Genomic DNA, 13,496 nt, shown 5'->3' on the forward strand with positions numbered 1-13,496 from the left:
GCCGGTGGTACTCTCGAATCATGAGTACCACATTCGAGCTTCACGTGGGAGACCGGGGCAGGGTGGTGCTGCCCGCGGCACTCCGAGAAGAGCTGGGCCTGCGACAGGGGGACGTACTCTCGGTCACCCTGGAGGGCGGCCAACTCGTCGCGTCCACACCCCGCGCGGCCCTGAAACGGGTGCGGGCACGGATCCGCGGAACCGGGGTCGTCGAGGAACTCCTTGAGGACCGCCGTCGGCAGGTCGAAGCCGAGCAGTGATGGTGGTCCTGGACGCCTCGGCTCTGCTGGCCTGGTTCGGCGGCGAACCGGGCGCCGATCAGGTCGAACAACACACGCCCTGCTGCTGCAGCACCGCGAACTGGGCCGAGGTCGTCCAGAAACTCACCGCCCGAGGGGTCGGGCTGGGTGACATCCGTTCGGCGGTCTCACTGCTGGGGCTGGTCCTCGAACCCGTGACCGCCGAGGACGCCGAAACGGCCGCAACGCTGTGGCAGGATCACCCCACGCTAAGCCTGGGAGACCGGCTCTGCCTCGCCCTCGGCCACCGCCTCGCCGTCCCGGTCCTGACCACCGACCGCGCCTGGGGCAACCAGCCCCCGATCGTCCAGATCCGCTGACCCGACCCGGCACTCCAGTGAGGACTCTCACCAAATCCTCTTCTATCGACAGGCACCCTTCCCACAGAGCCCTCATCCCGCCAACTCAGGTATCCACGAAAGCAAGGCAGACCCACAGAAACACAACCCTGGCGGGCTGACCGGTCGGCTGCTCACTGGTACCGCGAGTCCCCATGTGTTGTCTCAGCAAGCTCCAATACGATCCATGCAGGCCCCAATCAGAAGGCGAGTAAATACAGTGAGCCGTCCCGACCCGAACTTCATCTGGAGCATCGCTGACATGCTTCGTGGCCCATACCGGCACAAGGAGTTCGGCACGGTCATCCTGCCGTTCACGATACTGGCCAGGTTCGACGCGGTACTGGCAGACACGAAACAGGCGGTGCTGGGAGCGTTTGAGAAATACGAGACTGCACCGGGACTCGTACGCCACGAAATGCTGAAGCGGGCCTCGGGCCAGTCGTTCTACAACACCTCTCCCTTCACCTTGAAGACGCTGGGCGACCCGGCAAACCTGGCCGCAAACCTCCAGAACTACGTGGAGGGCTTCAACGACGAGGTGCAGGTCGTCTTCGAACGGTTCAACATGGCTTCGGTCATCGACACCCTAGACGAGCGCGAACGGCTGACGGGGATAGTCCAAAAGTTTGCCGCCCTCGACGTCCACCCTGACAGGGTGAGCAACGCCGAGATGGGGGATATCTTCGAGGAACTGATCCGACGGTTCATGGAGTCGAGCAAAGACCTCGCGGGTGACTACTTCACCCCGCGCGAGGTCATCCGGCTCATGGTCTCACTGCTGTTCGCACCCGACACCGAGGACCTTTCTGATCCCCACCTGATCCGCCAGGTCTACGACCCCACTTGCGGGACAGGCGGCATGCTCTCAGAAGCCCACTCGTGGCTACGCCAGCACAACGGACAAGCCACCCTGAACCTGTTCGGCCAGGAGTTCAACCCCCTGTCCTTCGCCATGGCCAAGGCAGACCTCATCATCAAGAACCAGGACTCCTCGAACATCTACTTCGGGGACACGCTCTTGAAGGACGGCCACGAGGGCAAGACGTTCTCTTACTGCCTCGCGAACCCACCGTTCGGGCAGGAATGGAAGGTCCAACAGCAGGCAGTCAAGGACGAGCGAGAGCGCGACGGTGAGGACGGACGTTTCGCCGCTGGCCTGCCGAGCGTCAACGACGGGGCGTTGCTGTTCCTGCAGCATCTGGTCTCGAAGCTGCGGCCCGCTGCGCAGGGCGGTGGTCGTGGGGCCATCGTCCTCAACGGATCACCCCTGTTCACGGGCGGAGCCGGAGAAGGGCCGTCGGAAGTGCGTCGTCATCTTCTGGAAAACGATCTCGTGGACGCCATCATCGGCCTGCCCAACGACCTCTTCTACAACACGGGCATCGCGACCTACATCTGGGTGCTCGACAACGCCAAATCCGCCGAACGCAAGGGCAAGGTCCAGTTGATCGACGCAACGGCCCAGTGGGAGAAGATGCGTAAGTCCATCGGATCCAAGCGCCGCTACCTGTCCGAGGCCAACATGCAAACAATCACTCACCTGTACGGACAGTTCGAGGACGCTGACCCCGGCCTATCCAAGGTGCTGCGTACCGAGGAGTTCGGCTATCGGACGATCACCGTCGAACAGCCGCTGCGCCAGGTCTTCTCGGTGGACCAGGACCGGATTGAGAAGGCTTTGTCGGTGACGCCGATCAAGAAGATGGACAAGGTACTGCGGGAACGGCTCAGAGCCGCCTTGGAAAGGATGGACCACGAGACTGTTTGGACGTCGCGACGTGATTTCGACAAGGAGCTGGGAGCCGCCCTGGTCGCCCAGGATATGGGCCTCAAACCAGCTCAACGCGCCGCAGTCATGAGAGCTTTCGCGAAGTCCTCCCCCGAAGGAGAGTTGGTCACCAATCTCAAGGGCGAGCCCGAGCCAGACCCCTCGCTGCGGGATACCGAGAACGTACCCCTCACCGAAGACATCGACACCTACGTTGCGCGGGAGGTTCTGCCATGGGCCCCGGAAGCCTGGGTGAACCACACTCGGACCAAAGTCGGCTACGAGATCCCCTTCACCCGCGTCTTCTACAAGTACGTACCTCCGCGCCCACTGGCAGAGATCGACGCCGACGTTCAAGCAGCCATCGCCCGCGTACAAGCACTCTTTGCGGAGGTGAAGGCATGAGAACCGTTCCCCTTCGCCGTTTGGCCCATATCGTGAACGGCGGCACCCCCAAGGGGGACGCATCAAACTGGGACGGCGACGTACCTTGGGCAACACCCGTCGATTTGGGGATGGCCCACGGCGGCGAACTGTCAGATACCCTCCGAACCCTGACAGATGAGGGACTGGAAACAGGCTCATCTGCCGTGCCAGCGGGGAGCGTCCTCCTTTCAACACGCGCTCCTGTGGGGTATGTCGCTATCGCCACCCAGAGAATGGCTTTCAACCAAGGCTGCAAGGCACTCGTACCCGATAAAAGGCTAAACTCCCGCTACCTGGCCTATGCGCTCCAGGCGTCGACCGCCAACCTTCAGGTGCGATCCAACGGCACAACATTCCTTGAACTGTCGACAGAGGCATTGAAGAGCACGAGAATCCCATATCTGACCGTGCCAAAGCAGGTCCAAATTGCTGACTTCCTCGACCGTGAGACTGCACAGATCGACGCCATGATCGAAGCGCAGGAGCATCTGCTAGCTCTGACGCATGAGCGCAGGCGAGCAGCCATAGCTTATCACCTTGACGCGGAAAGATGTTGCCTTCTTGGTCCACGAATGAAACACGTCGTAACAGGAGTACGCCAAGGCGTCAGTCCACAGTGTCTTCCTCACCCAGTAGATGGAGTAAGCGAGTGGGGTGTTCTCAAAGTTGGATGCGTGAACAGCGGCATTTTCAATGCCCTGGAGAACAAGAAACTCCCTGACGAGATTTCACCTGATCCATCTTGCGTACCCGGCATCGGAGATATTGTCATTTCTCGCGCAAACACTCGGACATTGTTGGGGAGCGCTGCGGTTGTAACAAAAGCCATGCCTCGACTGATGTTAAGCGATAAATTGTACGCATTCAATGTTGGCCACAACAACCCTCACTTCATTGCTTTGATACTCGGGACTCGCCCCTATCGCGACCTTATTGAGATCGAAGCAACTGGAACAAGCGATTCAATGCAGAATATTAGTCTTCATAGCATTCTTGACTTGCCCATGAACGTGCCCACCCTAGATGAGCAGAACGAACGAGTGGCTCGTTTGCAAACCACCTTACGGACCATGGACACTCTCATCATCGGTGTCCATGAGATGTTGAGTCTGCTACGGGAGCGACGCGAGGCCCTCATTACTGCCGCCGTCAGCGGCAGGATTGACCCCACCACCGGCATCGAGCGTATCGAGGAGGCGTCATGACGCAGGCGTACAAGGAGCTTGCGATGGAAGACGAGATTGTCGCTCGCCTCCAGAATCAGGGCTGGGTGTACGAGGAGGGATCGGCTGCGCGCTACGACAAGCAGCGCGCTTTGTTCCCAGAGGATGTCTTCGCGTGGCTGGAGACAACTCAGCCGGACGAACTCGCCAAGATCGTCAAACCAGGCGTGGGCCCTGCAGCCCAGACGAAGGCGAAGGACGGCATCCTCAATGCCTTGACTGAGACGCTCAGCAACGTCGCAGGGGGCGGGGGCACCTTAACGGTGCTCCGGAAGGGCTTCAGGCGTGTCTCGGCCCGGTTCCAGATGGTGCAGGCCAAACCGACCGAGACGATGAACCCCAAGACGGTGCAGGACTATCAGCGCAACGTCCTGCGGGTGGTCCGGCAGGTGCACTACTCGATCACGAACCCAAACAAGTCCATCGACCTCGTGCTGTTCTGCAACGGCATCCCAGTGGCAACCATTGAGTTGAAGACCGAGTTCACCCAGTCGGTGGTGCGCGGACAGGTGCAGTACAAGAACGATCGCGACCCGGGCGCTGACGGCAAGGACGTCCTGCTGGCTTGGGGCAAGCGCGCCTTGGTGCATTTCGTCGTCACCGACAACGAGGTCTCGATGACGACGGACCTGAAGGGCGCCAAGACCACCTTCTTGCCGTTCAACCAAGGCGACGGCACCGGCAAGGGCAATCCGCTGAACCCGGACGGTGCTCGCACCGAATACTTCTGGCGTGATGTGCTGAACAAGGATGCCTTCCTGACCATCCTGACCAAGTTCATCGTCGTGCGCACCGACGAGAAACCAAACCCGGTTACAGGTAAGACGGAGAAGTCCACGTCATTGCGTTTCCCGCGTTTCCACCAGTGGGATGCGGTGGAGAAGATCGTGGCACGAGTGAGCGAGGTGGGCGTCGGTGAGCGCTACCTGATCGAGCACTCGGCTGGTTCGGGGAAGACCGACACCATCGTCTGGACGGCCTTCCGCCTCGCGGCTCTGCACCGGGACAACAAAAAGGTTTTCGACTCGGTGATCGTGGTCACCGACCGTAACGTGCTCGACAAGCAGATGTCGACGGCCATGCGGCAGTTGGATCCCCATCATGCCCAGATGGTGCGGATTGACGGGGCCGGTGGGTCGAAGTCGGGGGAACTGGCCGATGCCCTCCGCTTGAAGACGCCGATCATCGTGGTCACGATCCAGACCGCACCGTTCGCGCTGAAGTACCTACGCGAGCAGGCCGATTCCTCGGGCGGTCAGTATGCGGTAATCGCGGACGAGGCGCACTCGTCACAGACGGGCACGGCAGCAGCGAAGTTGAAGACGGTGCTGAGCCCGAACGAGCAGGCCGACGTGGAAGACGGCGGTGAGATCGATGCGCAGGCCATGCTTGCCGCAGAACTGCCGCAGCGAGCCGAGACCCCCAATCTGACGTACCTGGCGTTCACGGCAACCCCGAAGGAGAAGACCCTCGAACTGTTCGGGACGCCAGACTACGACGACTTGGATGACAACGGTGAACCGCTACCCAAACCGTTCCACCGCTACACGATGCGCCAAGCCATCGAGGAAGGCTTCATCCTCGACGTCCTCCAGAACTACACCGAATACAAGGTGGCCTACGAGCTCGGGTTGAAGGCTGCCGACGACGATGTCGAGTCGGTCGACAAGGAGGCTGCCCGCAAAGCAGCGCACCGTTGGGTGCAGTTGCACGAGCACAACATCACCCAGAAGGTCGACATCATCGTCCGGCACTTTCGGGAGAACATCGCGGGCCTACTGGGCGGCACGGCAAAGGCCATGATCGTGACCTCCTCCCGCAAGCATGCGCTGCGCTACTACAAGGCCGTGGAACGCTACGTGGCCAAGCACGGCTATGACGATGTGCACGCGCTCGTGGCGTTCTCGGGAAAGGTGATCGTCTCAGGCGACGACACTGACATCGCGCCCGACGAACTACTCGGTGTGGGTGAGTACACCGAGGTCGGCGTCAACATCGGCGCCAAGGGCAAACCCCTGGATGAGGTGTTGAACGGCCCCGCCTACCAAGTCATGATCGTGGCCAACAAGTACCAGGTGGGGTTCGACCAGCCGCTGCTGTGCGCGATGTACGTCGACAAGCGCCTGGACGGTGTGATGGCCGTTCAGACCCTCTCCCGTCTCAACCGCACGTGGGCCGGAAAGGACCGGGTGTACGTCCTCGACTTCGTAAACGACACCGACGACATCCTGGCAGCATTCAAGCCCTACTACGAGGGTGCTGTCATTGAGAAGCGTACTGATCCCGACCTGCCGAACCGCCTCGCGGTCCAGTTGGACGCCGTGGGTCTTGACCGCATCTACACCCATGACGAGATCGAAACAGCGGCCATCGCAGCGACCGATCCTCAGGCCACCCACAGCGCCTTGGTGAGCGCTATCGACCCAGGCGCCAAGCGTTTCCTAGACCTGCTGCGCACGGCTCGCGAAGCCAAAGACGACGAGGAGACGCAGCGCTTGGACGGCTTCCGCTCCAACCTCAACAACTACGTCAAGGCGTACGACTTCCTCTCCCAGATCATCCCCTATGACCTGGAGATGGAGAACCGTTCCATCTATTACCGTCTCCTCGCCAAGCGCCTGCAGGACGAAAGGGTGGGTGTGGTAGTGGAGATCGACCACATCACGCTCGCCAAGTACAAAGTGGAGAAGAAGGCCACGAAGACGCTCAACCTCTCCACTGGGGAAGCAACTCCACTGACCCCGTTGGCGGAGATGGGCACAGCAGCGGCCCGTGAACGGGACATGGCCCACTGGTCCGAGATCATTGACGCCATCAACAGCCTGTTCGCAGACAGCGGGCTGAGCGCCGACGACGTGGTGCCAGAGATCGAAGGGGTCCTCCGCGATGCGAAGAAAGATCCTATTTTGGTCGCTAAGGCCAAGGCGAATACCGACAGCGACTTCAATGCCGATAGCACCGTCGTCACCGAAGTGCTCTCCAAATTCATCGACCGGCGCGAGCGAAGCGAAGAGATCATCAACGCGCTACTGAAAGAGCACAACATGGAGACCTTCGCGAATCTGCTCGCCCTGCTTGGGTTCCGCGAGTATCTCGCCACCGTCGACTACTCCTTCCCACCGGCTGATGTGACCATCGAGTTGGCGCCCGACGCCCAACACCTGGAGATGAAAGGACTAGTCGGGCATTCTGGGGGAACTGGAAGCACCTCTGCCCGAGATCGAGGAGTGGGTGACTGAAGGTGCTGAGTGGGATAAGGAATCGGATGTGAGTGAGCAGGCTGCTGCTGGCAGCAGCCCACAGTTTCCGTCAGCACTCCGGCCCACAATGAAACCGTGAACCCCTACACCAAGAATGGTCGTCCTATACGGTCAGCGGCAATTCTCTGTTCTCACGCTCGGGCACATACCTCGGCAGAATCTCGAACGGCAGAGTCCACGACCCCTCAGGTCGGTACGCGGGCACCATCTGCGGTGACCGCGTGGTCTACCGCAGCAGCGACAGCGCGACCATCAGCAGCCCCGACATCTCGGCTAATCGCGCCAAGTCAGCTGCCACCAACGGGGAGCATCAGATCATCAAGGAAGCCAAGCAGGAACGCGAGGCAGACGACGCTCAGCGCGCTTTGGGCTGCCTATGAAACCTCGCCAGCACGACCTGCGGACGTTCGATGGCTTCGCCAGCGGGGACGCTGGGTCTCGTGCATGCCCTGATCTGTCTGCGGTGGTCTTGCTGCCAGAGTGAAAGCAGCCAGTTGGTGGAAGAGTCTCACTGGCGCGCACCAATGCAGCAATCGGGAGTTATTATGCGATGATCGTCTCAGTGCGCGAAGATTGTCGGTGGGTCTGTCTAGCCTTGAAGAAGACATCACGACGTTGACCACGTGAGGGAGCCGAGGATGAGCGAGTGGCGCAATGCTCTAGAGGGTGCGCTGACCCAGCATGGCCTGAGCCTCGATGGTCTTCACCAGCAGGTGGGGGACGACCCCCTTTTGGGAAGGTGGCTCGGTGAGGAGCCGTTGAGAACGCCCTCTCCTGCCATCTACCTCGCGCTGTCTGACTACACCGAGATCGAGGTTGAGGTGCTCACAGGTGAAGTCGACCCAGCCGACACTCTCGCCGTGGCCATGCGGTCCCGAGGACAGACCGCGCCTACGGAGGTCCTTCAACGTTCCTCGCGCCTCCTCCGAGCCGCACGAGCCGTTCTGCGGTTGGAGCCGTACTCAGCACGTCTACGTGAACTTCAAGCGCTTCAGAGCCGGTTCTCTGCCGGGGTCTCTTCCCCATGGGCCGCAAGGCAGCAGGGTAAGAAAGCCGCGCTGCAAGTTCGAGCCCATTTGGATCTGAGCCTTGAGCCAGTTCTTGATCTTGTCGGCTTGATTGAGGACCTGGGCGTGCCTGTGGAGTTCGCGGCTACCTTGCCTGAGGGCTTGCACGGCGTCACGTCGTGGACCCAGACCCGGGACGGATGGGTGGCCACCATAACCGTGAACGCGAACGACTACTGGACTGTCCAACGGTTCAGTCTTGCTCACGAGTTTTGCCACGTACTGCATCAGGATCGGCCTCAGGGCCTAACGACCGAGTACGAGGAGGACCCCCGGATCGCCTCGGACCCGAGTGAGACCCGCGCCGAGGCGTTCGCTTCTCACCTGCTGGCGCCGAGGACGGGGCTTGGACTTCAGTGGCAGCAAGCCGGGCTGGCTCAACAATCCGAGGCATCCGCCGTCGCCAACGTTATGTGGTACTGGGGATTGTCACGCGAAGCCTCGTGCTACGCGCTGGAAGATGCCCCACTAGTGCGCTGGACCAAACAGCACACCGAGCGAGTCAAGTCACTGCGCATTGGCGAAATGCTGGGAGAGGCGGGCCTTATGGAGGAATGGGAAACGATGACTGATACCGAAAGCCCAGCACCTTCAGCGTGGTTGGCTGAGGCGACGGCGGAGTTGTTCCTGTCCAGTCGACTCCCCGTGGAGAACTACGCGGTCGTCACGAATCAGGACCCGAACGCTGCAGTGCATCAACTGTTGCCGACTGACTGACCGGTCAGCCAGTTGTGGTTGCATGTACGCGCCTTCTCTGCCGCCGCAAGTTTTGAGACCTTCAGCCCCTTCTGCGCCACTGTCAGCCCGTCAGCAGCCGAGAGGCCGTTGACCACAGCAGCACGAACGAGGTGCACGAAGTGAAACGACTCGACATTGTGCTTCTTGGCTACAGCACTCGCTCCGGCGTCATTGCTGGCCAGAGCCCCCTTCGGTTCGTGTCGCTCAGCCAGGTGAATCAATTCCGCCTCTCCACCGTGATCGCGCCGAGAGGGTGAAACAGTCTTGTTCGGATGTCGCAACTGAGCATCGGCGATCAACTCATTGCGAATGGTCTCAATGGAGTTGAGGTCCCCCGACAGCCTGCACGCCCGCCGTTCACGTTCCTGAGTGAGTTTCAGGATGTCGAGGCGGAGGGAGTAGAGCGGCTCCAGCTGCTGGGTCAGCACCTCTCTGAGAATCGTGTCGTTGTGCTCATGCTGATCGACATACGCGATCAAGGTGTCTCGGACACTCTCGTCCACCCCAGCTAGGCTGTGAAAAATGCCCGTGTCCAAGTAGAAGTGGCGATCCGAAAGCGGAAGAGCAAGTTCGTCGGTCCAGCCGGGTGGAGAGGGCTGGCCTGTGCGAAGAGGAGGAACCGTCCTCCGCCTACTGAATCGGGCAGCAACGTCCGCGGGGCTCGGAATCCCGGTCACCATTCCTGCCCTTCCCTGCACCACCGCAGGAACTCACACCGTGCGCACTGTGGTCCTGGGGTGGGTAGAAAACTACGGTCTATCAGCCAGAGTGCAGGCGTGTCGAGACGCCAACCTGCCACTTGGAACCGTGCCTCGTCCTGGTCAGTCGCCAGTTGATAGACCGCACCTCCCGCAGGGGTTAGAACTTCTAGTTCGAGGAGCGCATCCGCTGCACCGAAGTGTGCTGCGAGCCCGCTGTCGAGCACATTCAGCCACCACGCGACGACATCTGAGAACTGGTCCCACGCGTTATCAGCCTCCACGACCGCCGCGCTTGCCAAGGTCTTGATCTCCCGCAGCACGAGCACACCGTCACGCAGCACCACCTCGTCAGGCTTCATAAAGATGACATCAGCCAACTTCGCGTCCCAGCCCACCAGTGTCTCCTCCAGACTGAGGGTAGTGGAACCAGCCCGGTCACATAAGGCAGCATGGGCGGCAAGATAGGGATCATCCTCTTCAAACCCGGTGCCCTCAATCAGGAGCGCCTCGACGCAAGGAATAGTCCCTGCGTGACGGTCAGCAATCCAACGATGGATGCGCATGCCCCGCGCCATGCTCTCCGGGGACGCCACCTCGGAGGGTAGGTGTAAGGACTTAGCCAGCGCCGTGGCAGGACAGGTCCGGTACCGCGAAAGGTCAGCCTCCGACAGACTCCGGACCCACGGAGTTTCGTCCGCGGCCCCAGCGAACATGTCCATCTGTATCAGTTTGGGGCAGTGGGCGACAGCCTTGCACCCAACGCAATGGGAGCCGGGCACGAGGTGATTGGCGGAATAGAGGGCCCGCAGGTTAGGTACGAGCGTCGCGTCCATGGATGTGCGCACCATCTCGGGCTCGACGCAATTCTGGAGAACAGCCTCCGAGCCGGCGCCGAGGCCGAACTCCACCACCGTCACAGCATGTTCCCGCCGATTGACCACCCAAGCCGCTCCCGTTGACCAGCGTCCTGCCTCTGACTTGGCCTCGTTGTAGCGGAGGCGGTGAATCTCTCGAGTTCCGTCCGGGGTCTGGTAGACAGGGGCCCACAACTTGAGGCTGACCTCGGGAGTTAGGCAACGGTGGTGGGAGTAGCCGACGTAGGTGAGAGTTCCGACTTGGGCCTCGCGTGACTCCAAGAACTCCAGGTAGTTGAGAGCGGCAGTGTCGAGGAACTCTCGCACCAAGGGATGCCGACCCTCATGCGTGGCATGGGCTCGCGCGAGGCCACCATCCGCATCGCTCCCACGGGCCTGGACGATTGCCAAGACAACTTCCTTGATCCTCACGATGAGAAGGTCATCGAAGGGCTCCTGCACGGGGCTGTTTTCGAGCCACCCACCCCGAGCTTTGATCCCCACGCTCGCGGGGCAACGAGGATAGTCGGACTCCTCGACGTCGCTGAGGGAAAAGGACGCTTTGGTCCGCACCTTGGCTGGGATGCCTGCCGGACTCCACGCCATGAATTCCTCCGATCTTTCTGTCAGAGGATAGCCAGCCCGACCGATAATTCGGTAAAGGCGTCTGCCGAGCTTCCGGGCACTTGCTGAAGCAAAATCAAGGGCCGTCCAACCTGAGCGCGTCAATCTGGCTCTTCACAGTTTGCGGTGGGTAGCTGGAGTCTGACGTCGACCGGGAGGTTGGTGTGGGTATGGGGCTCTTGGGCCAGGATGAAGGTGTTGAAGCCGCATTCTGAAACCCAAGAGTCCGTATGCCACACGCTGCCCTACCCTGCCTTGATACGTTCTGTCGTCTGGACCGGCTGTGCCTGACGGTAACTGCCCAGCAGGTCGAACCCGACCACACCGTGCTCCACTGCCACCCCACGACGCCGCCATCGCGGTGTCCGGGCTGCGCCGAGGCGGGACTCCGGCATGATGCGGTACTGCGCCGGTTAGCGCATGTGCCGTTCGGGTGGAAGCCAACGGTTTTGGAGGTGGTGGTCCCCCGCTACGGGCGCCGGCCGCGTGGGCGGGTCTGACGTCACAGCATCACGGCCGCGGCGCCGTCGAAAGGGGAAGCTGTCGCGCAATTGCGGTGATGTTGGCCGTCAAGTCGATCGTGATCGACCAGATGTCGATCGCCCGGGCCGCGGCTCTGCTTGGTGTTGCGTGGAACACCGCCTCCGACGCGATCCTGGCCGCCGGCACCGAGCTGGTCGACAACGCTGACCGGCTTGAGGGTGTCACCACCATCGGCATCGATGAGCACACCTGGCGAGGTACCCGAGCCGGCGACAAGGTACGTTACGGTCATCATTGACTTGACCCCGACAAAAAGTAGGACCGGTGCATCAAGGCTACTGGCGGTGGTCGAAGGCCGCTCGAAACAGACGTTCAAGTCTTGGCTTGAAACCCAAACCACCGGGTTCAGGGATCGGGTGGAGATCGTCGCCGTGGACGGCTTCACCGGCTACAAGACCGCCCCAGTCGAAGCTCTCGACACCGCCACCACCGTCATGGACCTCTTCCACGACGGTGGCCCTGGCCGGAGACAAACTAGACCGCTGCCGCCAGCGCGTTCAGCAAGAAACCCTCGAACACCGGGGCCGTCGTGACCCGCTCCACGGCATCCGACGCATCACCCAAACCAGGGCCCGGCTCCTCACCGACAAGCAACAACACCGCCTCACCAGAGTGTTCGCCGACGAACACCATGTCGCGTTCGAGGTCACGTGGCATGTCCACCAAAACGTCATCGACGCCTACCAAACCGGACCCTGCCCAAGGTAAGAAGATCACGACCCGGCTGATCACCAGCCTCCAGTCCGGGGCTCCGGCCAGCCTTGACGAGCTCCACTCACTCGAGCAGACCATGAAACGGCGCCGCGATGACATCCTCGCGTTCTTCAGATCACCCCGGCACCTCAAAACGGCCCACCGAAACCATCAACGGCCTCCTCGAACACCTCACAGGCACAGCCCGAGGATTCCGCAACATCACCAATTACATAGCTAAATGCCTACTCGACACAGGCGGGTTCATACCCCTCATCCGCAGCCGCATTGGGGCGGTCCGCAGTGAAGTTCCATTTGAGCAGGTCAGGGAACTTCGACGCGGTCTTGTCCTGCCTGGTCAAGCCGTTTCTGCGTTTGATCCGCCGCACCACCAGGCCTTGGCGGCGCACCGAGTCCGCGATCATCTTCCCACTCACGTCCCAGCCATCGTCGCGCTCGGCCCGTGCCCGGTGCACCCAGTTGCCCAAGATGCCCTCGTTCACACCAAGGGCCCACGCGATCCGCGCGATCGACTTCCCGGTTTCTTCGACGATCCAGACAGCTCCCTCACCAAACTCCCGGTCGTACTTCTTCCGCTTCTCTGACATCTCAATCCGTATTGTCGATGCCTCTACGGCCCAAGGGAACCTCGAAGTGTCGCAGGACAAAGGCCTGACTTCCTCGTTCCCGATAGGCAGATACGCGGATACCCGGGCACGCTCCGGCAAGGCTTCTCCCGAGCACCTGGTCAACCATCTCGCCCCCAACCCGTCCAGCCCAAGCCCAGTCCTGCTCGAGCTGTTGATATTGACCGTCATTATCATTTAGGATCTCAGGCAGATCACGGAAAGGAGGTGTCCCATGAACCAGGATCTGACGTTTGAGATCGTCGCACCGCAGTGCGGCAGCGCCTCCGTGGCGCATCCAACCTGCTCGAACGCCCTCGTCGAAGACCTCTT

10 protein-coding genes and 1 pseudogene are annotated in these 13,496 nt (G+C 61.1%); 8 read left to right on the forward strand and 3 right to left on the reverse strand.

Going from position 1 to position 13,496, the window contains the following annotated elements:
• The first annotated feature begins 20 nt into the window (after nucleotides 1-20).
• From EL272_RS13700 to EL272_RS13725, 7 genes are all read left to right on the forward strand, one after another.
• Nucleotides 21-260 carry an AbrB/MazE/SpoVT family DNA-binding domain-containing protein gene (locus EL272_RS13700; RefSeq protein ID WP_061787610.1) on the forward strand — a complete coding sequence of 80 codons (240 nt, stop codon included), beginning with the start codon at nucleotides 21-23 and terminating at the stop codon, nucleotides 258-260.
• Nucleotides 260-619 (forward strand): type II toxin-antitoxin system VapC family toxin, encoded by a 360-nt coding sequence (locus EL272_RS13705; RefSeq protein WP_061787609.1) that lies wholly within the window; start codon nucleotides 260-262, stop codon nucleotides 617-619. The genes EL272_RS13700 and EL272_RS13705 overlap by 1 nt, the downstream gene beginning before the upstream one ends.
• Nucleotides 620-857: 238 nt before the next feature.
• Nucleotides 858-2,813 carry a type I restriction-modification system subunit M gene (locus EL272_RS13710; protein WP_197720267.1) on the forward strand — a complete coding sequence of 652 codons (1,956 nt, stop codon included), beginning with the start codon at nucleotides 858-860 and terminating at the stop codon, nucleotides 2,811-2,813.
• Entirely contained in the window at nucleotides 2,810-4,039 is a 1,230-nt protein-coding gene (locus EL272_RS13715; RefSeq protein ID WP_073970031.1) for a restriction endonuclease subunit S, read from the forward strand. Before EL272_RS13710 ends, EL272_RS13715 begins: the two co-directional genes overlap by 4 nt.
• Complete coding sequence (locus EL272_RS13720; RefSeq protein WP_061787606.1) at nucleotides 4,036-7,296, forward strand: type I restriction endonuclease subunit R; 3,261 nt, start codon at nucleotides 4,036-4,038, stop codon at nucleotides 7,294-7,296. Before EL272_RS13715 ends, EL272_RS13720 begins: the two co-directional genes overlap by 4 nt.
• 242 nt (nucleotides 7,297-7,538) lie before the next feature.
• Nucleotides 7,539-7,697, forward strand: a complete 159-nt coding sequence (locus EL272_RS15345) for a hypothetical protein (RefSeq protein WP_159424543.1) — start codon at nucleotides 7,539-7,541, stop codon at nucleotides 7,695-7,697.
• Nucleotides 7,698-7,955: 258 nt separating this feature from the next.
• Entirely contained in the window at nucleotides 7,956-9,101 is a 1,146-nt protein-coding gene (locus EL272_RS13725; RefSeq protein ID WP_061787605.1) for an ImmA/IrrE family metallo-endopeptidase, read from the forward strand.
• Here the strand turns inward: EL272_RS13725 and EL272_RS13730 are convergent.
• Nucleotides 9,080-9,625, reverse strand: coding sequence for a hypothetical protein (locus tag EL272_RS13730; RefSeq protein WP_126409491.1), 546 nt, complete (start codon nucleotides 9,623-9,625; stop codon nucleotides 9,080-9,082). The two genes, EL272_RS13725 and EL272_RS13730, sit on opposite strands and share 22 nt — an antisense overlap.
• Before the next feature lie 170 nt (nucleotides 9,626-9,795).
• A complete protein-coding gene (locus EL272_RS13735) occupies nucleotides 9,796-11,139 on the reverse strand; it encodes a PD-(D/E)XK nuclease family protein (RefSeq protein WP_126409493.1) in 1,344 nt (447 codons plus the stop codon).
• Nucleotides 11,140-11,531: 392 nt separating this feature from the next.
• Between EL272_RS13735 and EL272_RS13740 the strand changes: the two are divergent.
• A pseudogene (locus EL272_RS13740) lies at nucleotides 11,532-12,827 on the forward strand (ISL3 family transposase); the annotation flags it as partial.
• Here the strand turns inward: EL272_RS13740 and EL272_RS15965 are convergent.
• Nucleotides 12,783-13,361, reverse strand: a complete 579-nt coding sequence (locus EL272_RS15965; protein WP_174525742.1) for a transposase — start codon at nucleotides 13,359-13,361, stop codon at nucleotides 12,783-12,785. The pseudogene EL272_RS13740 and the gene EL272_RS15965 overlap by 45 nt on opposite strands.
• Between the last annotated feature and the right edge of the window lie 135 nt (nucleotides 13,362-13,496).

This window comes from Arachnia propionica, assembly GCF_900637725.1.
GTDB classification, from domain to species: domain Bacteria; phylum Actinomycetota; class Actinomycetes; order Propionibacteriales; family Propionibacteriaceae; genus Arachnia; species Arachnia propionica.